At 44.5% G+C, this 21,371-nt stretch carries 28 protein-coding genes; 10 read left to right on the forward strand and 18 right to left on the reverse strand.

Going from position 1 to position 21,371, the window contains the following annotated elements; genetic code table 11:
* Positions 1-29: 29 nt before the first annotated feature.
* From AB4384_RS05690 to AB4384_RS05740, 11 genes are all read right to left on the reverse strand, one after another.
* On the reverse strand, positions 30-305 hold the full coding sequence (locus AB4384_RS05690; RefSeq protein ID WP_017066670.1) for an HPr family phosphocarrier protein: 276 nt from the start codon (positions 303-305) through the stop codon (positions 30-32).
* 2 nt (positions 306-307) lie between these two features.
* Positions 308-1,177 (reverse strand): RNase adapter RapZ, encoded by an 870-nt coding sequence (gene rapZ, locus AB4384_RS05695; RefSeq protein WP_017063735.1) that lies wholly within the window; start codon positions 1,175-1,177, stop codon positions 308-310.
* 1 nt (position 1,178) lies between these two features.
* Positions 1,179-1,640: a PTS IIA-like nitrogen regulatory protein PtsN gene (gene ptsN / locus AB4384_RS05700; protein WP_004738707.1), complete on the reverse strand. Its 462-nt coding sequence runs from the start codon at positions 1,638-1,640 to the stop codon at positions 1,179-1,181.
* Position 1,641: 1 nt separating this feature from the next.
* On the reverse strand, positions 1,642-1,929 hold the full coding sequence (gene hpf / locus AB4384_RS05705) for a ribosome hibernation promoting factor (RefSeq protein WP_009847742.1): 288 nt from the start codon (positions 1,927-1,929) through the stop codon (positions 1,642-1,644).
* Positions 1,930-1,991: 62 nt separating this feature from the next.
* The gene (locus AB4384_RS05710) at positions 1,992-3,452 is read right to left on the reverse strand and encodes an RNA polymerase factor sigma-54 (RefSeq protein ID WP_017058913.1); all 1,461 of its coding nucleotides are present in this window, start codon (positions 3,450-3,452) and stop codon (positions 1,992-1,994) included.
* Between the two features lie 54 nt (positions 3,453-3,506).
* On the reverse strand, positions 3,507-4,232 hold the full coding sequence (gene lptB, locus AB4384_RS05715; protein ID WP_004735304.1) for an LPS export ABC transporter ATP-binding protein: 726 nt from the start codon (positions 4,230-4,232) through the stop codon (positions 3,507-3,509).
* A 2-nt stretch (positions 4,233-4,234) separates the two neighbouring features.
* A complete protein-coding gene (lptA, locus tag AB4384_RS05720) occupies positions 4,235-4,729 on the reverse strand; it encodes a lipopolysaccharide transport periplasmic protein LptA (protein WP_017058914.1) in 495 nt (164 codons plus the stop codon).
* Complete coding sequence (lptC, locus tag AB4384_RS05725) at positions 4,710-5,273, reverse strand: LPS export ABC transporter periplasmic protein LptC (protein WP_004735306.1); 564 nt, start codon at positions 5,271-5,273, stop codon at positions 4,710-4,712. Before lptC ends, lptA begins: the two co-directional genes overlap by 20 nt.
* The gene (gene kdsC, locus AB4384_RS05730; RefSeq protein WP_017058916.1) at positions 5,270-5,827 is read right to left on the reverse strand and encodes a 3-deoxy-manno-octulosonate-8-phosphatase KdsC; all 558 of its coding nucleotides are present in this window, start codon (positions 5,825-5,827) and stop codon (positions 5,270-5,272) included. Before kdsC ends, lptC begins: the two co-directional genes overlap by 4 nt.
* Positions 5,827-6,798 (reverse strand): arabinose-5-phosphate isomerase KdsD, encoded by a 972-nt coding sequence (gene kdsD, locus AB4384_RS05735; protein ID WP_136981970.1) that lies wholly within the window; start codon positions 6,796-6,798, stop codon positions 5,827-5,829. Before kdsD ends, kdsC begins: the two co-directional genes overlap by 1 nt.
* Positions 6,799-6,832: 34 nt before the next feature.
* Positions 6,833-7,798 (reverse strand): calcium/sodium antiporter, encoded by a 966-nt coding sequence (locus tag AB4384_RS05740; protein WP_017063737.1) that lies wholly within the window; start codon positions 7,796-7,798, stop codon positions 6,833-6,835.
* Positions 7,799-8,062: 264 nt separating this feature from the next.
* On the opposite strand from AB4384_RS05740, the gene mlaF reads away from it, so the two are divergent.
* The 8 genes from mlaF (at position 8,063) to AB4384_RS05780 (ending at position 13,542) form a co-directional block, all read left to right on the forward strand.
* Positions 8,063-8,857, forward strand: coding sequence for a phospholipid ABC transporter ATP-binding protein MlaF (mlaF, locus tag AB4384_RS05745; RefSeq protein WP_048618660.1), 795 nt, complete (start codon positions 8,063-8,065; stop codon positions 8,855-8,857).
* A gap of 1 nt (position 8,858) precedes the next feature.
* Positions 8,859-9,638, forward strand: coding sequence for a lipid asymmetry maintenance ABC transporter permease subunit MlaE (gene mlaE / locus AB4384_RS05750; protein ID WP_046224440.1), 780 nt, complete (start codon positions 8,859-8,861; stop codon positions 9,636-9,638).
* 2 nt (positions 9,639-9,640) lie between these two features.
* On the forward strand, positions 9,641-10,132 hold the full coding sequence (gene mlaD, locus AB4384_RS05755) for an outer membrane lipid asymmetry maintenance protein MlaD (RefSeq protein WP_046224439.1): 492 nt from the start codon (positions 9,641-9,643) through the stop codon (positions 10,130-10,132).
* Positions 10,133-10,184: 52 nt separating this feature from the next.
* Positions 10,185-10,814, forward strand: coding sequence for an ABC transporter substrate-binding protein (locus AB4384_RS05760; RefSeq protein WP_372129048.1), 630 nt, complete (start codon positions 10,185-10,187; stop codon positions 10,812-10,814).
* The gene (locus AB4384_RS05765) at positions 10,814-11,122 is read left to right on the forward strand and encodes a lipid asymmetry maintenance protein MlaB (RefSeq protein WP_004735315.1); all 309 of its coding nucleotides are present in this window, start codon (positions 10,814-10,816) and stop codon (positions 11,120-11,122) included. The genes AB4384_RS05760 and AB4384_RS05765 overlap by 1 nt, the downstream gene beginning before the upstream one ends.
* Positions 11,123-11,135: 13 nt before the next feature.
* Positions 11,136-11,390, forward strand: a complete 255-nt coding sequence (ibaG, locus tag AB4384_RS05770) for a BolA family iron metabolism protein IbaG (RefSeq protein WP_017058924.1) — start codon at positions 11,136-11,138, stop codon at positions 11,388-11,390.
* Positions 11,391-11,398: 8 nt separating this feature from the next.
* On the forward strand, positions 11,399-12,664 hold the full coding sequence (gene murA, locus AB4384_RS05775; protein ID WP_372129043.1) for a UDP-N-acetylglucosamine 1-carboxyvinyltransferase: 1,266 nt from the start codon (positions 11,399-11,401) through the stop codon (positions 12,662-12,664).
* Positions 12,665-12,816: 152 nt separating this feature from the next.
* On the forward strand, positions 12,817-13,542 hold the full coding sequence (locus tag AB4384_RS05780; RefSeq protein ID WP_017058926.1) for a 1-acylglycerol-3-phosphate O-acyltransferase: 726 nt from the start codon (positions 12,817-12,819) through the stop codon (positions 13,540-13,542).
* 125 nt (positions 13,543-13,667) lie between these two features.
* On the opposite strand, the gene AB4384_RS05785 is transcribed toward AB4384_RS05780, so the two are convergent.
* The 5 genes from AB4384_RS05785 to arcA all read right to left on the reverse strand — a co-directional run bounded on the left by AB4384_RS05785 (position 13,668) and on the right by arcA (position 18,267).
* Positions 13,668-14,057, reverse strand: coding sequence for a RidA family protein (locus tag AB4384_RS05785; RefSeq protein ID WP_004735319.1), 390 nt, complete (start codon positions 14,055-14,057; stop codon positions 13,668-13,670).
* 136 nt (positions 14,058-14,193) lie between these two features.
* A complete protein-coding gene (gene pyrI, locus AB4384_RS05790; protein ID WP_017058927.1) occupies positions 14,194-14,655 on the reverse strand; it encodes an aspartate carbamoyltransferase regulatory subunit in 462 nt (153 codons plus the stop codon).
* Between the two features lie 12 nt (positions 14,656-14,667).
* Complete coding sequence (gene pyrB, locus AB4384_RS05795; protein WP_012604860.1) at positions 14,668-15,597, reverse strand: aspartate carbamoyltransferase; 930 nt, start codon at positions 15,595-15,597, stop codon at positions 14,668-14,670.
* A 287-nt stretch (positions 15,598-15,884) separates the two neighbouring features.
* Positions 15,885-16,889 (reverse strand): ornithine carbamoyltransferase, encoded by a 1,005-nt coding sequence (locus tag AB4384_RS05800; protein ID WP_017066667.1) that lies wholly within the window; start codon positions 16,887-16,889, stop codon positions 15,885-15,887.
* A gap of 157 nt (positions 16,890-17,046) precedes the next feature.
* The gene (gene arcA / locus AB4384_RS05805; RefSeq protein ID WP_017063739.1) at positions 17,047-18,267 is read right to left on the reverse strand and encodes an arginine deiminase; all 1,221 of its coding nucleotides are present in this window, start codon (positions 18,265-18,267) and stop codon (positions 17,047-17,049) included.
* 576 nt (positions 18,268-18,843) lie between these two features.
* Here arcA and rraB point away from each other — a divergent pair.
* Together rraB and AB4384_RS05815 are read left to right on the forward strand one after the other, a co-directional pair.
* Complete coding sequence (gene rraB / locus AB4384_RS05810) at positions 18,844-19,260, forward strand: ribonuclease E inhibitor RraB (protein WP_017058930.1); 417 nt, start codon at positions 18,844-18,846, stop codon at positions 19,258-19,260.
* 125 nt (positions 19,261-19,385) lie between these two features.
* Positions 19,386-20,180: a glycosyl hydrolase 2 galactose-binding domain-containing protein gene (locus AB4384_RS05815; RefSeq protein ID WP_372129045.1), complete on the forward strand. Its 795-nt coding sequence runs from the start codon at positions 19,386-19,388 to the stop codon at positions 20,178-20,180.
* A gap of 49 nt (positions 20,181-20,229) precedes the next feature.
* Here the strand turns inward: AB4384_RS05815 and AB4384_RS05820 are convergent, their stop codons facing one another.
* The gene (locus AB4384_RS05820) at positions 20,230-20,724 is read right to left on the reverse strand and encodes a GNAT family N-acetyltransferase (protein WP_017066666.1); all 495 of its coding nucleotides are present in this window, start codon (positions 20,722-20,724) and stop codon (positions 20,230-20,232) included.
* Positions 20,725-20,771: 47 nt separating this feature from the next.
* The gene (locus tag AB4384_RS05825) at positions 20,772-21,176 is read right to left on the reverse strand and encodes a DUF2061 domain-containing protein (protein WP_017058933.1); all 405 of its coding nucleotides are present in this window, start codon (positions 21,174-21,176) and stop codon (positions 20,772-20,774) included.
* Between the last annotated feature and the right edge of the window lie 195 nt (positions 21,177-21,371).

Raw genomic sequence — 21,371 nt, forward strand, 5'->3', positions numbered from 1 at the left:
TTTGCGGTGTTGTGAGTAAAGCGTCTTAGCTACTCACCCTCATCAAACTTGTCTTCAATGAGATGACAGACGGCATCCAGTGCTTGCTGTGAATCGGTACCTGCAGCTTGAATCGTAATATGTTGCCCTTGCGCTGATTCCAGCATAAGTAACCCCATTACGCTGTCTGCTGTTGCTGTTTTATCTTCTTCGCTATGGATAGTGATGGTTGCATCAAAGCTTTGTGCAAGCTCAACCAACTTTACGGCTGCTCTAGCGTGAAGACCCAAGCGATTTTGGATCAGTACAGTTCGAGTTAATTCCATGGTTAGCCCTGTTGGTGCTTCTCTAGGGAGGCGTGTCTGATTTGAACTTGATGGCCAAGTTGCTCAAAGTACTCACCAATTTTCTGGGTTAGATAAACCGAGCGGTGTTTGCCGCCAGTACAGCCAATCGCGACCGTTAGGTAACTGCGATTGTTCTTCTCTAACATTGGTAACCACTGTTCAACAAAGCCTTGGATCTGTTGCTTGAGTTCCAGAACTTCTGAGTGTTCTTCTAGAAAGGAGTGAATTGGTGCATCTAGCCCGGTTAGTGGTCGTAGTGCAGGTTCCCAGTGAGGGTTCGGCAAAAAGCGAACATCAAACACGTAGTCGGCATCACTTGGCAAGCCATACTTAAAACCGAAAGATTGAAAGACGATGATCAGCTCTTGCTTCTCTTTGCCTTCAACTTTAAATCGAACCTTTTCACTCAATTCGTAGAGGTTGCAGTCACTGCTGTCGATCACAATGCTGGCGTGCTCTGCGAGAGGTGTCAGAAGTGTCTTCTCTAAATCAATCGCTTGCTCAAGAGAGAGCTTTTCTTGGCCAATTGATAAAGGGTGGATTCTGCGGGTTTCGCTGTAGCGCTTAAGGAGTGTCTGCTTGCTGGCATCGAGGAACAATACATCAACATCGATGTTTGTAGCTGACTCGAGTTGCTCGAGCGTGTCGGTGACTAACTGAGGCTCTTTCGGTAGGTTACGTATATCAATACTTACCGCAACGTTTTGGTTGCTTTCGCGTACCGATTCGACAAAGTTGTTGAGCAGGTTTACTGGTAGATTATCGACACAGTAATACCCCAAGTCTTCTAGGACTCGTAACGCAACACTTTTACCGGCCCCTGATTGGCCACTAACCACGATTAATCGCATGTTATTGCTCGCAAGTTGGCACTTGAATCATGATGTCGTAAAGCTCTTGATCGCTCTGAGCATTACGCAGCTGTTTAAGAGTCTGCTTGTCGTTTAGTCGTTCTGCCATACAAGAAAGGGTTTTTAGATGCTCTTTGCATTGTTCGCTAGGAACAAGCAGGGCAAATAGTAGGTCGACAGGACGATTATCAATCGCATCAAATTCGATAGGATCTTGGCATTGCAGTAATACAGCTATCGCTTTATCACTGACATTCATACGAGCATGGGGAATCGCGATACCATTACCAATACCGGTACTGCCCATCTTCTCACGGCTCAACATACACTCAAATAGCTCTGTTGAATCTTGACCGCAGCTCTCAGCTGCTATCTGGCTGATGAGCTCAAGGGCTCTTTTTTTGCTTGTGCATTGGACTGCACTTTTGGTGCAGTCCAATGAAAGTACTTCGCTTAATTGCATGTTAGTGACTACTTAGCTTTTCTTTGTGCTTGTTGAGTTGGCGGACGAGTTTATCAACCAATGAATCAATCGCGGCATACATGCTTTCATCTGTTGCTGTCGCATGGATTTCCCCCTGATTTATATGCAGGGTAGCTTCTGCGATTTGATTGATTTTCTCAACTTTTAAAACAACCTGAACGCTATTGATATGATCAAAGAAGCGCTCAAGTTTGTCGAATTTGGTGTGAACATAGTCTTGCATTGAATCGGTAAGATCAACGTGATGGCCTTGAATATTGATTTGCATAGACTTTCCTTTTCAGTTGGTTGCCTGATCATAGTTGCTAAGTAACTAGCGACTAAATGAGCTTATAGCAGGCGTTTACGCTGACTCGATGGGGCAATGCCCAGAGACTCACGGTATTTCGCTATGGTACGTCTAGCTACCTGAATTCCTTGGTCAGCCAGTAAAGCAGCAATCTTACTATCACTTAGAGGCTTCGCGGTATTTTCCGCTGCGACAAGCTTCTTGATGAGTGCGCGAATTGCTGTAGATGAACATTCACCGCCATTGTCAGTGCTGACATGGCTTGAGAAAAAGTATTTGAGCTCGAAGATGCCACGTGGCGTATGCATGAATTTTTGAGTCGTCACACGAGAGATCGTGGATTCGTGCATATCAACAGCTAACGCAACATCATTAAGAACCATTGGCTTCATCGCTTCTTCGCCATGTTCGAAGAAATCACGCTGATGTTCAACAATGCATCGCGCAACTTTGAGTAGCGTCTCATTTCGGCTCTCTAGGCTTTTAATTAACCACTTTGCTTCTTGCAAATTTGAGCGGATGTATTGATTGTCGGCGCTGTTGCCTTTACTGCCCAGATCAGCGTACTGCTGATTCACTTTCAACTTAGGCACGCTATCAGGGTTAATGGTGACTAACCATTTGCCAAGGTCTTTGAAGACAGATACATCTGGAACCACATACTCAGTTTCATCCGGAGTAATCTTACTGCCAGGACGAGGGTCCAGCTGTTGAATCAGTTGCAAAACTTCACGTAGTTCTGCTTCTTTCAACTTGGTCTCTTTGATAACCAGTTTGTAATCGCGATTGCCGAGTTGGTCGATATGGCTAGTAAGTACTAACTTAGCTTCGTTAAGCCAAGGCGTATCTTGGGGAAAGGTTGCCAGTTGCAGTAACAAGCAATCTTGCAGGTTGACTGAACCGACACCTAGCGGATCAAACTGCTGAATTCGTTTACGTACCGCTTCAATTTCATCAAGCTCGATCTCTTCATTGTCGAAGTTTTCAAGGATGTCTTCACAAGTTACAGTGAGGTAGCCGTAGTCGTCGATGGCATCGATTAATGCAAAAGCGATGCTTCGGTCGGTGTCAGTGAATGGCGTTAAGTCGAGTTGCCAAAGTAGGTAATCGTGCAGGCTTTGAGTGGTTTCGCCTTGATAAACCGGCATGTCGTCATCAATCGCAATACCCGTGTTACCGGTGTTCGCGCTGTAGACGTCTTCCCAAGTTGTGTCGATTTCTAGTTCGTTGCCAATCTCTGATTTTTCGATTAAGTCTGAGCTATCAGGTAAGTCTTGCTCTGTGGCTTCAACAGTTTCTTTTTCGTCACTGCTAGGTTTTTCTTCCGATGTTGGCGTATCTTCATTGCCTTCTTCGACATCGAGTAGTGGGTTAGATTCAAGTGCTTCTTGAATCTCTTGCTGCAAATCTAAAGTAGACAATTGCAACAAACGAATCGCTTGCTGCAATTGAGGAGTCATTGCTAACTGTTGGCCTAGCTTAAGTTGTAATGAGGGTTTCATTCAGTGTGACTTACCTAGTTATTATTCTTAGAACTCTCGATACTCTCTATATAATCATAGACGGAATTGTTCGCCTAGATAAACTTGTTTAACTTGTTCGTTATTGAGAACATCTTCAGGAGTACCCTCAGCGATCAGGTGTCCTTGGCTTACGATGTAAGCTTTTTCACACACGTCTAATGTTTCACGAACGTTGTGGTCGGTAATCAAAACGCCCAAGCCGCGATCACGCAGGTGAACAATGATTTTTTTGATATCGATTACTGAGATCGGGTCAACACCGGCGAATGGTTCATCCAATAGAATGAACTGCGGGTTTGCTGCTAGTGCACGAGCAATCTCTACACGACGACGCTCACCACCCGACAGAGCCATACCATTGCTGGTGCGGATATGTTGGATGTGGAACTCTTCTAGCAGGTCTTCCAGCTTATCTTGGCGTTGTTCGTTGGTCATTTCATCACGGGTTTGTAAAACCGCCATGATGTTGTTCTCTACGGACAACTTACGGAAAATCGATGCTTCTTGAGGCAGGTAACCGATACCAAGACGAGAGCGGCTGTGCATTGGTAAGATACTGATGTCTCGGTCATCAATGCTGATGGTACCTTCATCACGCGCCACCAAACCAACAATCATATAGAAAGATGTGGTTTTACCTGCACCGTTAGGCCCAAGCAGACCGACGATCTGGCCTGACTCTACCTGTAAGCTTACATCGGTAACAACCTTACGTTTACTGTAGGTTTTCGCTAGGTTTTTTGCTTTAAGAACAGCCATCGTTACTTATTCACTTCCGTTGGTTGTAAAACCGTTGACACTCGTTTGTTTTCACCACTGTCAGCGACTAATTTCTGAGAACCGATCTGGTAAGTGATCTTAGAACCGCGAATGATGCTGCCATCTTGAGATAACATCGCATTCTTAGTCATGATCAGTCGGTCGGCAACAAGCTGGTAGTGCAGGTCGTCAGCTTCACCGTAGAGTGTCTTACCGTCGTCAGTAAGCTGAGAGAAGGTTGCTGGCTTACCGAAGCCTTGAATTTCTTCAATCTCACCGTTTACGGCGTTACGAGTAACAATAACCTTATCGGCATTGATATTGATGCTGCCTTGTTTAAGGTTCACATCACCAAGGAAAGTCACTTGGTTACTTTTCATATCCAATTGCTGGCTGTCTGAGTCAATGTAGACAGGTTGCTCACTATCCGAAGACAGAGCATAGACATTAGGTGCCGCAAGGGTCAAAGCGAATAAACTAAGGTGTAAGAGTTTCATATCTACCTTGAACAGAATTAAAGAGGGTTGCATTGTTGGTACCGAAGTTACCTTTCATTGCTTGTCCCTCAGTTTCAAAAAATGTACCGATCATATGGACCGGAGTCTCTGAATAAAAATCTCGGCTAGGCAGCTCAACAACCATTTTATCTGTGGTCATTGTATCGAAGCTGGCTTCTGGCAACAGGTTCTTTGCCACGACGTTGTCATAAAACGTGACAACTTGATTCTCATCCATAATCGCGCGATCAGCGGTGACTTGCCATTCAATCGTGTGCCCTTCACGGAATACCGAAAGAACTGGGTTTTGAAAGTGCGTATCGCCAACTACTGAGTAGTGTTCTAAATACGTCGATTCAACCTGATAGCTGCGAATACCGCTTTCGTCGTAGCTAATGTTGTTCAGGCTTTTGCCACTAAACGCGGGCAGCTCCAAATTTGGAGCCACTTGTATCGTTGATGTTTGCTCTTTGTCGTACAAGTAATAGGTCGACCAAGAGGCAATAAATATGAGTATTAAATAGATAATACGAGTAAAACTCATATGCTTAAACCTTTATGCACGTCGAGTTCATTTCTTGCTTGTAAAATAAGGTCACAGACTTCACGTACCGCGCCATGACCACCGTTAATGGTTGTCACGTAGTTTGCACGCTTTGCAAGTAGCGGGTGCCCATCTGCCACACAGACCTTCAAGCCAACTTTTTCCATTACAGGCCAGTCAATCAGATCGTCTCCGATGTAACCTGTATTTTCAGGGTTTACAGAAAGCTTATCGCAAATATCTTGGTATGCCTTAACTTTATCGTCTTGACCTTGATAAATCAGCTTAATGCCTAGAGCGGTCATACGATTCTCAACAATTTGAGATTTGCGACCCGTGATGATCGCGATTTCAATGCCTGCGTTCATCAGTGATTTGATACCGTAACCGTCACGAGTGTGGAAGGTTTTCAGCTCTTCACCGTTGTTGCCCATGTAGATGCGACCATCAGAGAAGACACCATCGACATCGCAAATCAGCAGTTTGATCTCTTTTGCAATTGCAAATACATCTGAATTAACAGTGCCGTATAGAGTTTCGACTGTCTGTGTCATTACATTACTCCTGCTTTCAGTAAGTCATGCATGTTTAACGCTCCGACTAATTTACCTTCTTGGCATAACATCAGGCCATTGATGCTCTTCGCTTGCATCAAGTTTAAGCCCTCAACCGCGAGCATGTTTGGCTCGGCTACCGTCGGGTTTAGCGTCATCACATCACCGATCTGCGTGTTATGGATATCAACGCGTTTGTCTAAGATACGGCGTAAATCACCATCGGTAAAAATACCGGCCATTTGGCCATCTTCACCAACGATTGCTGTCATGCCTAAGCCTTTCTGAGATATCTCTAGTAGAGCGTCTCTTACTAGTGCGTCAGGTGCTACAACAGGAAGTGAATCGCCTGTGTGCATGATGTCGTCGAGCTTCAACAGCAGCTGACGACCTAAAGCGCCACCAGGATGAGACAGGGCAAAGTCTTGAGCGGTGAAGCCTCGAGCCTGCAAAAGTGCAACGGCTAATGCATCACCCATGACCAAGGTCGCCGTGGTGCTTGTTGTTGGTGCTAAGCCCAGTGGACAAGCTTCTTCCGGTACTGAAATTTGTAAATGGATATCAGACAGGGTTGCCATGTTTGATGCTGGCTTGCCTGTCATGCTGATGATCTTGATGCTCAGACGCTTTAACACAGGAAATAGGCTGAGGATTTCTCCCGATTCGCCGGAGTTGGATATTGCAATTACAATATCACCAGGTTCGATCATGCCTAAGTCGCCATGCGCCGCTTCGCCTGGGTGAACAAAGAAAGCCGATGTCCCGGTACTTGCCAATGTTGCTGCGATTTTGTTGCCAATGTGGCCTGATTTACCCATGCCCATCACAACGACTTTGCCTTTGTTGTTCAGGATAAGGTCGCAAGTTTTACAAAAATCATCATTAAAATATTGGTCTAATTGAGTGAGACCTGCAACTTCGGTTTCCAAAACTTGTTTTGCAACGCTGCGGTAATCAAATGGCTGAGACATCAAATACTCCAAGTACGGGAAGTTAAATCAACAATTAAGCCGACATGTTCATTAATAGGTAACTTTGGTAGGCCACGAACGTCACAATTAACACGCCGCCTTCAATACGATTCACACTACGAGATTTTCCTAGTGCCATCACAACAAGTAGTAGCGATACGCCTAGCATTACCCAGAAGTCACGACCCATAGCGAACTCGCTCAAGATCGAAGGGTTTAGGATGCCCGGGATACCCATAACAGCAAGGATGTTGAATACGTTTGAACCAATGATATTACCTACAGCCATATCATCTTCACCCTTCATAACGCCGGCTAGTGATGCTGCAAGTTCAGGAAGGCTAGTACCAACAGCAATGATGGTTAAACCAATGACAAGGTCGCTCATGCCGAAGAACTTCGCGATGATCACAGCGTTATCTACCAGCATATCAGCAGCTAAAGGTAGGACGATTAGACCAATCACGACCCACATTGCAGCCTTAGGGTTACTTACGCCTTCAGGGATCTCTGATTCTTGCTCATCAAGGAAAGCATCGCCGTTCTTTTTCTCGCTGCGGCTGATTTGCAACATAGCAAACAAAAACGCGGCAAAAAGAACAAACAACAACACGCCTTCATAGAAGCCTAAATGGTTATCCCACAATAGGGCGCCCGCTAGCAGAGTGACACCGATCATTAATGGTAGTTCACGACGAATCACGCCTGAGCTAATCGATAACGGCTTGATAAGGGCTGTAATACCTAAAATCAGCGCGATGTTGGCGATGTTAGAGCCCAGTACGTTGCCTACAGCTGTATCTGTTTTGCCATCAAGGGCTGCTGTCGCAGAAACCATCATTTCAGGAGCCGAAGACCCCATTGCTAAGATCGTCATACCGATAACTAGTGGTGAAATACCGAAGTTGCGAGCAAGAGCTGCGGCACCGTAAACCAGCTTATCTGCACTCCACACCAAAAAACCTAGACCGATAATAAGAAACGCAATCGCTTCAAGCATGATGATTCCTAAAAAATTAATAAAAACGGAGAATTAACCGCTAATTTTGACCTGTTGCTAGATAAAAGGGAAGTCACTCGGCAAATTAATTACCAGTTAGCAGGCAAGAAAGAGAGCTCAATAGATAATTTCCTAATGCTTTCAAATCCCTGCATAGATTCCTGTTTAATATGAATTAATTGAACAGTGCTTTTAATTCTAAAGTAGACTCATTATTATTGCAGCCATAATTGGCGTTTTTTAAAGCAAGGAAACAACAAAAATATGTTGAACACTGAGCTTGTGAAAGTTAAGAACCTCAGCTTCTCACGCGGTGAGCGCGTTATCTTTGATGACATCAGTTTAGAGGTGCCTCAAGGAAAGATAACCGCAATCATGGGGCCGTCTGGGATCGGCAAAACGACTTTACTGCGTTTGATTGGTGGGCAACTGCCGCCAGATGAAGGCGAAGTTTGGTTTGATGGCGACAATATCCCTGCATTATCACGTCGAAAGCTGTATCAAGCACGTAAGAAAATGAGCATGCTATTCCAATCGGGTGCGCTTTTTACGGATCTCAATGTGTTTGATAATGTGGCGTTTCCGCTGCGAGAGCACACTGAACTTAATGAAAAATTCATTCGTACCATCGTATTACTTAAGCTTGAAGCGGTAGGATTACGAGGGGCAGCGCAATTAATGCCGAGTGAGTTGTCTGGCGGTATGGCGAGGAGAGCTGCGTTGGCTCGTGCAATCGCACTGGATCCAGAACTTATCATGTACGATGAGCCGTTTGTTGGCCAAGACCCTATCACCATGGGCGTATTGGTTGAATTGATCCGAAATCTCAATCAAGCCTTAGGCTTAACCTCGATTGTTGTTTCTCACGATGTGCCAGAGGTGATGAGTATTGCTGATTGGGTTTACCTCATGGCAGATAGCAAGATCATTGCTGCTGGGTCCCCTGACGAGTTGTACAACAATAGCGATCCGAGAGTGCAGCAATTTTTGCAAGGCGAAGCGGATGGTCCCGTGCCATTTAGATTCCCTGCGAAGAGCTTAGAAAAGGATTTGTTTTAATATGATTGTTAAAACTATTGCGGGTGTCGGTAAGCGTACACTTGCGATCTGTGAGTCATTTGGTCGAGCAAGCCTGATGTTATTTGGGGCTTTGTTTGGCATCCCGCGACTAAAAAACTTCCCCTTATTAGTAAAACAACTTTATAGCGTTGGCGTTCAGTCATTGGCTATTATTTTAGTTTCGGGTCTGTTTATCGGCATGGTGCTCAGCCTGCAGGGCTATGTCGTGTTAATTGACTACGGCGCTGAGGGAAACCTTGGCCAAATGGTCGCGCTTTCACTGTTGCGTGAGTTGGGGCCTGTGGTGACTGCGTTATTATTTGCAGGTCGAGCCGGTTCAGCACTCACGGCAGAGATTGGTTTAATGAAGGCAACAGAGCAGATCTCAAGCCTTGAGATGATGGCCGTTGACCCTCTTAAACGCATTATTGCACCACGTCTTTGGGCCGGGCTTATCTCAATGCCATTGCTTGCTATGATTTTTATGGCGGTCGGTATTTGGGGCGGTCAACTGGTTGGTGTTGATTGGAAAGGCATTGATCACGGCAGTTTCTGGTCTGCGATGCAGTCTTCAGTAGAACTTGGCCGAGATATTGGTAACAGCATGATCAAATGTATGGTCTTCGCTATCACCGTAACTTGGATCGCACTTTTCAATGGTTATGACGCAGTACCGACTTCAGAAGGTATCAGTCAGGCAACCACACGCACTGTAGTGCACTCTTCTCTAGCGGTACTAGGGCTAGATTTTGTTCTTACCGCATTGATGTTTGGGAATTAATCATGCAACAAACTCGAAAATTAGAATTATGGGTCGGCACCTTTGTTATTGCCGGAATTTGCGCAATCTTAATCATGATCTTTCAAGTCGCTGACGTAAAAGGCATAGGTTCGAACCATACTTACAATCTAAAAGCGACCTTTGACAACATTGGCAGCCTAAAAGTTCGTTCCCCAGTGAAAGTGGGTGGCGTCGTTGTTGGACGAGTTAAAAGCATTGAGCTTGATACCGAGAGCTACCTTCCTGTCGTTGAACTGTCTATTGATGGGAAGTACTCACAATTTCCAGATACCTCTAGCGCTCAAATTTTAACGTCTGGATTAATTGGTGAGCAGTACATTAGTCTGGTTCCAGGCTTCATTTTTGATGATGAAGAGATGCTGGTCGATGGTGATGCAATTGAAGACACTAAGTCAGCATTAGTACTAGAAGATTTGATTGGCCAAGTGCTGTATAGCGTTGGTGGTTCTAATGACAGCGAAGCTAAGGAATAAGATAATGTTGAAAACTATTAGTCATTTAAAAGCTATTGGTTACTTGAAATCAATGTTTACGGCGGCAATGGCGTTGCTTATTTCTACCCAAGCATTTGCTGCAGAATCGATTGACCGTACTCAGCCTTACCAGATGATGACTCAAGTTGCCGAAGTGGCATTTGAGCGTTTGAAGAGTGAACAAGACAACATCCACCAAGACCCTGAGCTATTGAAGGTCATCGTGGAAGAAGAGTTGATGCCTTATGTAAACGCACAATATGCAGCTCTTAAGTTACTTGGACCAAACTTGAAAGGCGCGGATAGAAAAGACGTGGGCGTGTTTATCGATTCATTCCGTAAATACCTTGTTTCTTCTTATGCCCAAGTGCTGACTCAATACACAGATCAGACGATTGAATTTGGACCAGAACCAAAAATCAAAGCGGATAGCCGCATTACCAGTATCAAGGTCGACATCATCGATACGCCGCGACCAAACATTAAGCTTGAATTTAAGCTTCGCAAAGACAAGAAATCTGGCGAGTGGAAAGCATTTGATATGGTTGCCGAAGGTATTAGCCTGTTGTCGAGCAAGCAATCGGAGTGGAATACTAAGATTCGTCAAGAAGGCATCTTACAAGTTGCTGACGAACTAGAGAAATTAGCCGCACAACCAATTCGTTTTGAGAGTAACAAATAATGAGCCATTCTCAATGGCAAGCACTAAGCTCTAAAGAATATCAGCTACTCGGTGATATCGACCGAGACAGTGTCCCTGCAATCTGGCGTATATTGGAAAAGTGGCAAACGACGGAATCGAGCGTTGAAATTGACCTTAGCCATATAAATCGAGTCGATTCAGCAGGAATGGTGATGCTAATTCACTTATTAGAGCATGCAAAAAATCAAAACTGTCATATAATGCTCAGTTTCGTGCCAGAACAATTACGAACGTTGTTCCAATTGAGCAATATCCAGCCAATGATGGCAGAACACATAAAAAATTAGGCAGGAGCTATTTGTGGACAGCACAAAAGTACAAGAATTATTAGCAGAAGCACTGAACCTTCAGGAAATTTTCGTGAAAGGGGAAGGCAGTCATTACGAAGTTGTTGCGGTTGATCCATGTTTTGACGGCATGAATCGAGTTAAGAAGCAGCAACTAATCTACGGCCCACTAATGGAATACATTCAACGCAATGACATCCATGCTCTTTCTATTAAGGCTTTCACGCCGGAAGAGTGGGAACGTGATAAGAAACTGATGTCACTTTAAGGTTTATGATGGAAAAGTTTCGAGTTATTGGATCGGATAAGCCGCTAAGCGGTGAAGTGACGATCTCAGGCGCAAAAAATGCAGCGCTACCTATATTATTTGCTTCAATTCTTGCTGAAGAGCCAGTAGAAGTAAGTAACGTTCCTCACCTACGTGACATCGATACTACGATGGAACTGCTTAAGCGTTTAGGCGCAAAAGTATCACGCAATGGTAGTGTTCATGTTGATGGCAGCGAAATTAATGAATTTTGTGCGCCTTACGATTTAGTGAAAACAATGCGTGCTTCTATTTGGGCTTTAGGTCCTCTAGTCGCTCGTTTTGGTGAAGGCCAAGTGTCACTTCCAGGCGGTTGTGCAATTGGTGCTCGACCTGTTGATCTTCATATCCACGGCCTAGAGCAACTAGGTGCGACCATTAAGTTGGAAGATGGTTATGTGAAAGCAAGTGTTGATGGCCGTCTGAAAGGCGCGCACATCGTGATGGATAAAGTAAGTGTGGGTGCCACCATTACTATCATGTGTGCAGCAACGCTAGCGGAAGGAGCAACAGTACTTGATAACTCAGCGCGTGAGCCTGAGATTGTTGATACGGCTGACTTCCTAAACAAACTGGGTGCTAAAATTTCTGGCGCAGGTACAGATACGATTACTATCGAAGGCGTTGAACGTCTTGGTGGTGGCCAACACTCTGTGGTTGCTGACCGTATTGAAACAGGTACTTTCCTGGTTGCTGCTGCTGTTTCTGGCGGTAAAGTGGTTTGTCGCAACACCAACGCTCATCTTCTTGAAGCTGCCTTAGCGAAGCTTGAAGAAGCGGGTGCGAAGGTTGAAACGGGCGAAGACTGGATCAGTCTTGATATGACGGGTCGTGAACTGAAAGCGGTGAAAATCGTAACGGCACCTCACCCTGGTTTCCCAACCGACATGCAAGCACAGTTTACTCTGCTTAACATGATGGCGAAGGGCAGTGGTGTTATCACTGAGACTATCTTTGAAAACCGTTTTATGCACATTCCTGAGTTACAGCGAATGGGTGCAAAAGCGGAAATCGAAGGTAACACGGCTATCTGTGGTGAAACGGAAAAACTGAGCGGCGCTCAAGTAATGGCAACGGACCTTCGCGCATCTGCGAGCCTTGTTATTGCTGGCTGTATTGCTCAAGGTGAAACCATCGTTGACCGTATTTATCACATCGATCGTGGCTACGATAAGATTGAAGATAAATTGTCAGCCTTAGGCGCAAACATTACACGATTTAGTGAGTCGAACTAACCTAGGTTAGTGGATTCATGAATCAGTAAGATGAAAACATAAAAGTCGGAACCTTGGTTTCGGCTTTTTTATAGTTGTATTTACCGCGAGTAAATCTATTGCTCATTTTTGCGCGAATAGATGAATCAACTTGGCGGTCGGTGAGGAACAAAATGATAGCAATATTACGTATTTTCGCAGTGGCGATATTTGCGATTCTTATGTTTGTATTTGGTTGTGGTTACTGCCTATTAAGTCCACGCAACCCGAAACACGTATTTACCTTTGGCCGTTATTTCGGTCGCATGTCGAAGATCTTCGGCATGAAGTTAGAGCTTCGCATCCCAGAAGATGCCTACTCTCGCGGCCAACATGTTTATGTGGCGAACCACCAAAACAGCTGGGATCTATTCACGATTTCATCAGCGGTAACGCCAAAAGTGGTAACTGTTGGTAAGAAAAGCCTAGTGTGGATGCCTCTATTTGGTCAGCTTTACTGGTTGACGGGTAACATCCTAATTGACCGTGCTAACCGTAGCAAAGCGGTAGGTACGATTGATCAGGTCGTGACGAGTCTAAAAGAGAGCGATGTTTCAGTTTGGATGTTCCCTGAAGGCACTCGTTCTCGTGGCCGTGGTCTGCTGCCATTCAAAACAGGTGCATTCCATGCTGCGATTGGTGCTGGCTTGCCTATCATCCCTATCGTGTGTAGCTCAACCGGTGGCGTGAAGCTAAACCGTTGGAACAATGGTCACGTGATTGTTGAAATGCTGCCACCAATCAGCACTGAAGGCTACGACAAGTCTAATGTTCGTGAACTGGCTAACCTAGCTCGTGAGCAGATGGCTGCGAAACTTGAAGAGTTAGACAAAGAAGTGGTTGAGCTTAATAAAAAGTAATTATCTAAGCGAAACGATGAACAATAAAAAAGGTTGCCAACTGGGCAACCTTTTTTTGTATCTAATAAACACCCAGTATTACGCTAAGTCGTTTATTAGAAGGTGTTTAATCTAAAGATTAAAACCTATTTGCGAACCGCAATAGCTTCGATCTCGATACCTACATCTTTTGGCAGACGAGCTACTTCAACACATGAACGTGCAGGGTAGTTTGCAACGCCGTGCTCATCGAAGAATTTACCGTAAACTTCGTTTACTGTGCCGAAGTCGTTTAGGTCTTTAACGAATACCGTTAGTTTTACGATGTCTTTTACAGTCAGGCCTGAAGCTTCAACAACCGCTTGAACGTTGTCTAGAGATTGGCGAGCTTGCTCTGCGATATCAGCAGATACTTCACCAGTTGCTGGGTTTACTGGGATTTGACCAGAAGTCAGTACCATGTTGCCAAGGTCAACGCCTTGTACGTATGGGCCGATTGCAGCTGGAGCAGATTCTGTGTGAAGTACTTTAGTCATTGGTTTATTCCATCAGTTATTAGATAAAAATCAATTTTCAGTGTGCCTTCAAACTTTGGATAGGTAAAGCGCAAAATACCCCGCACAGGCGAGGTATTTGATAGTTTTTACATTCGGTCTGCTTTGCAGTATGACGTTATCTTTCTGTTACGATCTCGCGAGAGAAGACTTTTTCGCAATACTTACACTTCAATCGAATATCTTCTTTCTTTTCAAAGATCTTAAAGCTACTTTCAACCGGTTCATTGTGAGTAATACAGTTGGTGTTTGGACACTCGAACACATCGTTGATTTGCTCAGGAAGTTCTAGTGGTAGTTTCTTAACCACTTCGTAATCTTCGATTTGATTCACTGTTGCGTGAGGCGCATAAAGTGCCAGCTTGCTCGCCTGTTCTTCTGTGATAAACACATTCTCAATCTTGAGCAGGTCTTTTCCGCCTAGTGCAGAAGACGGTAGATTCAGGCCAATCGTCACGCGCTGATGAGAATTGTGCATGTCGAACAGTTTTAGAACCTTGATCCCGATATTGGCTGGGATATGGTCGATAACAGTACCGTTTCTGATTGCTTCAACTTTTAATTGAGTCTCTTTAGACATGATATCTCTCCTCTACAGCGTTTCGTTAAGAACAAGGGCTAGCAATGCTTCACGGGCGTAAACACCATTCTCTGCTTGCTGGAAGTAGTAAGCGTAAGGTGTTTTATCGACATCGACAGTAATTTCATCAACGCGAGGAAGAGGGTGCAGAACCTTCAGGTTATCGCGTGCATTTTCCAGCATCGAAGCGGTCAGGATGTATGCGGATTTTATGTGCGCGTATTCTGACTCATCGAAGCGCTCTTTTTGAACTCGAGTCATGTACAAGACATCTAGTTCAGGAATCACATCTTCCATGTCCGTCAATAGTTGGTACTTGATGCCCGCTTCATCAAGCTCTTCGCAAATGTAGTCTGGCATCGCTAGTGCTTCTGGAGCCACGAAGTAGAAACAGATGTTGTCGAATTTTGCTAGTGCTTGAGTCAACGAGTGAACCGTACGGCCGTACTTAAGGTCACCAACGAATGCAACGTTTAGGTTGTCGAGGCGGCCTTGTGTCTCAGCTATAGAGAATAGGTCTAATAACGTTTGTGTTGGGTGTTGGTTTGCGCCGTCACCTGCGTTAATAACAGGAACACCGTTTGAGAACTCAGAAGCCAGACGCGCTGCGCCTTCTTGAGGGTGACGCATCACGTAAGCGTCAACGTATGAAGAGATAACCTGTACCGAGTCCGCTAGCGTTTCGCCTTTCTTTGCCAAAGAAGTGTTACCACCACTGTCGAAACCAATCACATCACCACCGATGCGTTGAATCGCAGTTTCAAAAGAGAGACGAGTTCGCGTAGAAGGTTCGAAGAAGCAGCTGGCAACAACTTTGTTCTTGATGAGTTCTGGGTTTGGCTCAGCCTTTAGCTGACCTGCCGTTTGAACAATTAATTCTAGCTCTTCACGAGAAAGCTCTGGAATTGAGATGATGTGCTTTTGATAGAGCGAATTCGCCATGATCTTCTTCCCCACAATAATGTATTGGCCATAAAAAAGCCCCCCATAATGGGAGGCTTTAAAAAAGTGCTGAAAAGCAGAATAGACGGCCTGGTAAGCATCTTAGCTTACGAGCAATATTTGGTGTTTTCACAATATTACTATGTGTTTTCACAATATCATTATGTTTTATCACAACATTGCTTGGCGTCATTTTCATTACTCTCAGACAAATTGCCGAGAATTATACGCTTTCAATTTGTGAGCGCAAGCGATTACATCAAGCTTTTGTTTACTTTCAGTATTCGCTATTGACCCAGTGTCGCAACCATTACCGCTTTGATGGTATGCATGCGATTCTCAGCTTCATCAAACACAATTGAGTAATCCGATTCAAAGACTTCATCAGTAACTTCTAAACCGTTCATTCCATACTTATCTGCGACTTGCTGGCCGATCACGGTTTCATTGTTATGGAAAGCGGGTAGGCAGTGCATGAATTTCACTTGAGGATTGCCAGTGAGCTTAATGACATCCATATTCACTTGGTATGGTTTCATTACCGCTACACGTTCGTCCCAAGCTTCAGGGGCCTCGCCCATTGAAACCCAAACATCGGTATAAAGGAAATCACAGCCTTGAACACCTTCAGCAACGTCTTCTGTCAGCGTGATGTTGGCACCTGTGCTTTGCGCGATAGCTTGGCACTCTTCAACAAGCTGCTCTTCTGGCCAGAATGCTTTAGGCGCGACAAGGCGAATATCCATGCCCATCTTCGCGGCTCCGACTAACAGAGAGTTACCCATGTTATTGCGTGCATCGCCTAGGTAAGCAAAGCTGATTTGGTGCAGATGTTTTCCGCGACCATGCTCAAGCATAGTGAGGAAATCAGCCAAAATCTGAGTAGGGTGGAACTCATCGGTTAAACCATTCCAAACCGGCACGCCCGCATAAGCGCCTAAGTCTTCAACGATACTTTGGCCAAAGCCACGATATTCAATGCCATCGTACATGCGTCCCAATACACGCGCCGTATCTTTCATTGATTCTTTTTGACCAATCTGAGAACCAGAAGGGCCAAGGTAAGAGACTTGAGCACCTTGATCAAAGGCGGCCACTTCAAACGCACATCGTGTTCGAGTTGATGCTTTCTCGAAGATCAAAGCAATGTTTTTGCCGTTGAGTTTCTTCTGCTCAGTGCCTGCATACTTAGCTTTTTTTAGGTCAGCAGACAGGTCGAGTAAAAACTGAATCTCTTTAGGAGTAAAGTCGAGAAGTTTTAGAAAGTTACGATTGCGAAGATTAAAGGCCATCTCTCGCTCCTTGCGTATATAGAATCAATGAAGAACTTAGTTAAACATAAAAATGCTATATTTGTGAATATTTATTTTATTAATTTGATAAAAAAGGCCAGTAAATGAATACTGGCCTAGATAAGACTATTGAGTCTGTTTAACTGAGCTCTTTGACTTAGATACCGTCTCTTTCGATAGGGCAACTCATACAGCGAGCGCCACCTCGGCCACGACCTAGCTCATTGCCCGGAATCGTCAGAACTTCGATACCTGCTTTGTCGTATTTCTCATTGGTGTAAACATTACGTTCATAACCAATCACGGTACCTGGTTTCACTGTCAGTACGTTGTTTGCGTCATTCCACTGTTCACGCTCAGCTTCGTAGTTATCACCGCCGGTTGTGATGATCTTCAGTTGATCAAGGCCTAGCGCGCCTTCAATCGCTGACAGGTAGTTTTCAGCTTTCTCGACACGCATTTCGCCATTTTCTTTTGGCGTTAAGCGCCAAGTGTCTAGGTCTTTACGCACGATCTCTGGATAGACAGAGAACGTGTCGATATCCATGTGTGTCATCACCGTATCAAGGTGCATACAAGAGCGGTGTTTTGGTAGATCGATCGCAATCACTTCGCTCGCTTGGCCTGATCTAAATAGGCTAGCCGCTAGGTTTTCGACACCTTGTGGTTTCGTACGCTCTGAAATACCAACCAGTACCGCACCTTTACCGATAACCAGTACGTCACCGCCTTCAATGTTAGCGTTGTCGTAGTGAAGGTCTTCGTCACCAAAGTACTTAATGAAATCTTGGCCTGCGAACACTGGGTGCCAGCGGTAGATAGCACGCAGGTGGTTCGTTTCACGTTGACGTGCAGGCTTCATCATTGGGTTAAGCGATACACCACCGTAAACCCAGCAAGAAGTATCTCGCGTAAATAGGTGGTTAGGCAGTGGCTCGATAACGAAATCGAGTGGTCGATGCATTTTAGGCAGCATCGATGATGATTTGATAGGAAGCTCAGAGTAGGCCAAGCCACCGAGTAAGATCGTTGCTAGATGCTCATTATCCATTTGAGCAAGGTAGTTTCTTAAGTCACGGGCGAAAGTCGGCCCATAACGGAAATCTGAGATTTGAGTATTCAGCAACCACTCACGAGCCTGAGATACGGCAAGCGTTTCTACTAGCAGGTCATGCAGCAGTAGTACTTCTACGTCTTGGCTGCGCAGCGTTTCTGCAAAGGCATCATGTTCTTCACCAGCGGCTTCAACGGCAAGTACATCATCAAATAGAAGCTCATGACAGTTTGAAGGGGTGAGGTGGGTGAGTGCTCTTTCAGGTCTATTTAGGAGAACTCGTCTCAATTGACCGACTTCGGAGCCAACGTATAGCTTACTCATTTTGCATCCTTACTATTAATCCAGCGTCTATTTATGACAAGCTTGTCCGTAATATGCAAGTTTTGTAGATTGAGTTAATACAAGGTATTTGGGTAATAATTGGTCATAAAACCTGTGATTTTTAAGTTTATACAGATTAAATTCCAACTAACTGGCTATCGAACGGAACAACGTTTTTGAGGATCTATGCTCAATTCGTGGCTTGTTAGAATTGAATTTTGCTTATTAATCGTGATTTTTTATTCACTATTATGCACTTTTTGATAACAAGCTGAGGATTTATGCACCCCAAAAGCGGTTTAGCGTATGCACCTAACGTGACTAATCACGCAAGTTTTATTCAATAAGCCCTAAAGTGGCCACAAAAACGAAATGCTAAAATACGGCGCAGTTAATAAAATGTTGAAAATTTGTTTCTGTGATTTTGATTTCACTTTTGAATTGATATTGGCGCTGCGATCTCGCGATAAACTTACCTTTCTAGGCCTGATCTGGGTGGCTTTTCTGGACGATCCGTGCCATATTTCGTGACAATCAAATTTGATCTTTTCATAGTCAACACTCTGGAGCAGACACATGTCTCACGAAGATGAATATCTATCAGTAGCGGAATTAATTGAATTTCAAAAGGAAGAGACTCGCGACATCATTACAGCATTAATTGAAGATGGTAGCGATCCTGAAGCTCTATACGATATCGAGCATCACCTATTTGCTGAAGATTTCGATGTGCTTGAGAAAGCGGTTGTTGAAGCATTCAAAATGGGCTTTGAAGTGCTTGAAGCTGAAGAGACAGAAGACGAAGATGGCAATAAGCTACTTTGTTGTGATGCAACGATGCAATGTACTCTGAATGCAGAAGCGATTGATGAGCAAGTTGAGAAGCTTGTAAACCTTGCAGAGAAGTTTGACATTATCTACGACGGTTGGGGCACTTACTACGAAGGTGAAGATGCTATCTACCCAGACGAAGATGATGAAGGCGAAGAGTAATTCTTTCCCAATTTTAAAAAATGCCAGCCTCGAGCTGGCATTTTTTTACCCTCAGAAAAATAAATGTCTTTATATGCATTCATTCATTATAATGCGGTCAAAATTGATCTAGCTCAAGGAATGATATGCGGTTGCTTCTCGATGGTCTTTGGCAAATTTCGCCACTGACGGATCTCTCTATCCCACAAGATGACATCACCTTTCCGGCTCCGTTAAGCTCAAAGCTCCCTGATAGCTTGAGTGAAAGTCAAATTGCAGAGCAAGAGTGGCACCTGATGCACGACATCGAAGTGGATGACGCTATGTTAGCGTGTCCATTTGTTGAGTTAGTGATGGCTGGAGTCGATTATTTTGCTGAAGTTCGACTTAATGGTGTGGCTGTTTTTGATTGTGATGGTAGCCAAGCTGAATACCGTAAAGATATCCGTCCTTATATGCAGTCCGGCCGAAACCGTTTCGAGATCCTTTTCCTTGAAGAAGAGGAGAGCCTATTGCTTGAAGAAGACATGGATGACTCTGTATCTTCACAGGCTATCGCTAAATCTGATTCACGCATCGGGATTTGGCAAGCGCCATACCTGCAGTTCGTTCGAAACGTCAAGCTAGAGCAAGTTGTCACAGAGCAGATCTGGCACCACGGTGGTGGCTGTGAGTTTAAAGTGGATGTTATCTATCAAACGCTAAAGGCGGGGTTAGTATCGGCATCCATCAAGTTTAATGGTATGACTCTCGTGATGCCGATTGATGTACGCGCTGAACATACTGGCGTCGTGTTCCAGGTCGAAGCTCCTATCATTGTTGATATTGAGAATCCTAACCCCAAGTATCTATACCCATTAGAAGTGGTACTTGATGGGCAAGAAGAGAGTTCTTTTGTTGCCTTGAACCCAACTTCTTGCGTCAGTAACTTTCTACGTTAACTCCGTATATTTTAGCGTTATCTTCTTTCGCTATAGCGGCGCATTCTGCTTATAACGACTTAGCCATGACAACCTCACAAGCGTCGTGGCCTGTTTCTCCCCAAGCTGACTCAAGATGCTCAAACCCAAGCTTCTCATAGAGTTTGACCGCAGCACCCAAGCACTTCGTCGTTTCTAAATACATGTGTTGATACCCAAGTTGCTTGGCTTGCTTTAAGCTCAAAGCGACAATTCGCTTGGCTAGGCCATGCCCTCGAGTTTGCGGTAAGAAGTACATCTTTTGTAGCTCACACACATTGGGTTTACCTGCTAGAGGGGCAAAGCCACCGCCTCCGACGATCTTTCCGTTGTGTTCGATAACCCAGTACATTGCATTCGCTTGGCTATAGACAGAGTACATATCGTCGAGTGTTGGATCGGCCACGCCATAGCCTTTATCTTCTGTGAGCCCATGCTCAGCCGAAACTTGGCGAATGATTTGTGCGATGCTTGGGTTGTCTTGCGGTGTAATGGGTCTAAGGGTGAACTCAGCAATTTGTTCCATGATCTGCCTATGAAAGGGTCACTAATATGTGACCCAATATATGGTGACTAAGCATGTTGGTGCAAACAGAATTGTTGTTGTGCCATTTGGTCGCCTGATTTACGTAACCAGACTTTCTCGTGGAAGTAGTAAGCAACGGTATTTAAAGTTGGCTCTAGCAAAGCCATCACACCGCCGATAAAAGCATCTCCAGTCAACAAGTAGACAACAGTAAAGGCAACACTAAAGTGGATGGTAGCAAAGCTTGCTGTTTTTAATTTGGTCATCCACTGACGAGCTTTAAGCGCTGGAACTTGAGCCCACGCCTTTTCATGAAAATAGAAGGCAACAGTATTCACAGAGGGCTCAATCATAGCGATTAAGCTACCAATTAAGATGTCGCCTGTTAGTACATAAGCGACACTAAATGCGATAGTAAAATGTAATGCAGCAAAGGTTAGTGTCTTTTTCATGATAATTACTCAGTCGTTGTGTTGTTTTGATAGGCCTATTATTGAGAATTATTATCATTAAGTATAATGGGAAGTAGAGATTAATTTGATAGATGAAACCTATCAATCAGTGCGGCTAGAGTGAGAAGCATTGGAATATTGGAATCAGGGACATAAAAAAAGGCTGGTCACCAAGACCTAATGCCGATCGTTTAA

The sequence above is a fragment of the Vibrio sp. 10N.261.51.A4 genome (assembly GCF_041471945.1).
Taxonomy (GTDB): domain Bacteria; phylum Pseudomonadota; class Gammaproteobacteria; order Enterobacterales; family Vibrionaceae; genus Vibrio; species Vibrio crassostreae_C.

What these genes read in the sequence shown, in the direction of transcription:
- AB4384_RS05690 (WP_017066670.1), bottom strand. Translation starts at nt 305, where the DNA reads ATGGAATTAACTCGAACTGTACTGATCCAAAATCGCTTGGGTCTTCAC.
- rapZ (WP_017063735.1), bottom strand. Translation starts at nt 1,177, where the DNA reads ATGCGATTAATCGTGGTTAGTGGCCAATCAGGGGCCGGTAAAAGTGTT.
- ptsN (WP_004738707.1), bottom strand. Translation starts at nt 1,640, where the DNA reads ATGCAATTAAGCGAAGTACTTTCATTGGACTGCACCAAAAGTGCAGTC.
- hpf (WP_009847742.1), bottom strand. Translation starts at nt 1,929, where the DNA reads ATGCAAATCAATATTCAAGGCCATCACGTTGATCTTACCGATTCAATG.
- AB4384_RS05710 (WP_017058913.1), bottom strand. Translation starts at nt 3,452, where the DNA reads ATGAAACCCTCATTACAACTTAAGCTAGGCCAACAGTTAGCAATGACT.
- lptB (WP_004735304.1), bottom strand. Translation starts at nt 4,232, where the DNA reads ATGGCTGTTCTTAAAGCAAAAAACCTAGCGAAAACCTACAGTAAACGT.
- lptA (WP_017058914.1), bottom strand. Translation starts at nt 4,729, where the DNA reads ATGAAACTCTTACACCTTAGTTTATTCGCTTTGACCCTTGCGGCACCT.
- lptC (WP_004735306.1), bottom strand. Translation starts at nt 5,273, where the DNA reads ATGAGTTTTACTCGTATTATCTATTTAATACTCATATTTATTGCCTCT.
- kdsC (WP_017058916.1), bottom strand. Translation starts at nt 5,827, where the DNA reads ATGACACAGACAGTCGAAACTCTATACGGCACTGTTAATTCAGATGTA.
- kdsD (WP_136981970.1), bottom strand. Translation starts at nt 6,798, where the DNA reads ATGTCTCAGCCATTTGATTACCGCAGCGTTGCAAAACAAGTTTTGGAA.
- AB4384_RS05740 (WP_017063737.1), bottom strand. Translation starts at nt 7,798, where the DNA reads ATGCTTGAAGCGATTGCGTTTCTTATTATCGGTCTAGGTTTTTTGGTG.
- mlaF (WP_048618660.1), top strand. Translation starts at nt 8,063, where the DNA reads ATGTTGAACACTGAGCTTGTGAAAGTTAAGAACCTCAGCTTCTCACGC.
- mlaE (WP_046224440.1), top strand. Translation starts at nt 8,859, where the DNA reads ATGATTGTTAAAACTATTGCGGGTGTCGGTAAGCGTACACTTGCGATC.
- mlaD (WP_046224439.1), top strand. Translation starts at nt 9,641, where the DNA reads ATGCAACAAACTCGAAAATTAGAATTATGGGTCGGCACCTTTGTTATT.
- AB4384_RS05760 (WP_372129048.1), top strand. Translation starts at nt 10,185, where the DNA reads ATGTTTACGGCGGCAATGGCGTTGCTTATTTCTACCCAAGCATTTGCT.
- AB4384_RS05765 (WP_004735315.1), top strand. Translation starts at nt 10,814, where the DNA reads ATGAGCCATTCTCAATGGCAAGCACTAAGCTCTAAAGAATATCAGCTA.
- murA (WP_372129043.1), top strand. Translation starts at nt 11,399, where the DNA reads ATGGAAAAGTTTCGAGTTATTGGATCGGATAAGCCGCTAAGCGGTGAA.
- AB4384_RS05780 (WP_017058926.1), top strand. Translation starts at nt 12,817, where the DNA reads ATGATAGCAATATTACGTATTTTCGCAGTGGCGATATTTGCGATTCTT.
- AB4384_RS05785 (WP_004735319.1), bottom strand. Translation starts at nt 14,057, where the DNA reads ATGACTAAAGTACTTCACACAGAATCTGCTCCAGCTGCAATCGGCCCA.
- pyrI (WP_017058927.1), bottom strand. Translation starts at nt 14,655, where the DNA reads ATGTCTAAAGAGACTCAATTAAAAGTTGAAGCAATCAGAAACGGTACT.
- pyrB (WP_012604860.1), bottom strand. Translation starts at nt 15,597, where the DNA reads ATGGCGAATTCGCTCTATCAAAAGCACATCATCTCAATTCCAGAGCTT.
- AB4384_RS05800 (WP_017066667.1), bottom strand. Translation starts at nt 16,889, where the DNA reads ATGGCCTTTAATCTTCGCAATCGTAACTTTCTAAAACTTCTCGACTTT.
- arcA (WP_017063739.1), bottom strand. Translation starts at nt 18,267, where the DNA reads ATGAGTAAGCTATACGTTGGCTCCGAAGTCGGTCAATTGAGACGAGTT.
- rraB (WP_017058930.1), top strand. Translation starts at nt 18,844, where the DNA reads ATGTCTCACGAAGATGAATATCTATCAGTAGCGGAATTAATTGAATTT.
- AB4384_RS05815 (WP_372129045.1), top strand. Translation starts at nt 19,386, where the DNA reads ATGCGGTTGCTTCTCGATGGTCTTTGGCAAATTTCGCCACTGACGGAT.
- AB4384_RS05820 (WP_017066666.1), bottom strand. Translation starts at nt 20,724, where the DNA reads ATGGAACAAATTGCTGAGTTCACCCTTAGACCCATTACACCGCAAGAC.
- AB4384_RS05825 (WP_017058933.1), bottom strand. Translation starts at nt 21,176, where the DNA reads ATGAAAAAGACACTAACCTTTGCTGCATTACATTTTACTATCGCATTT.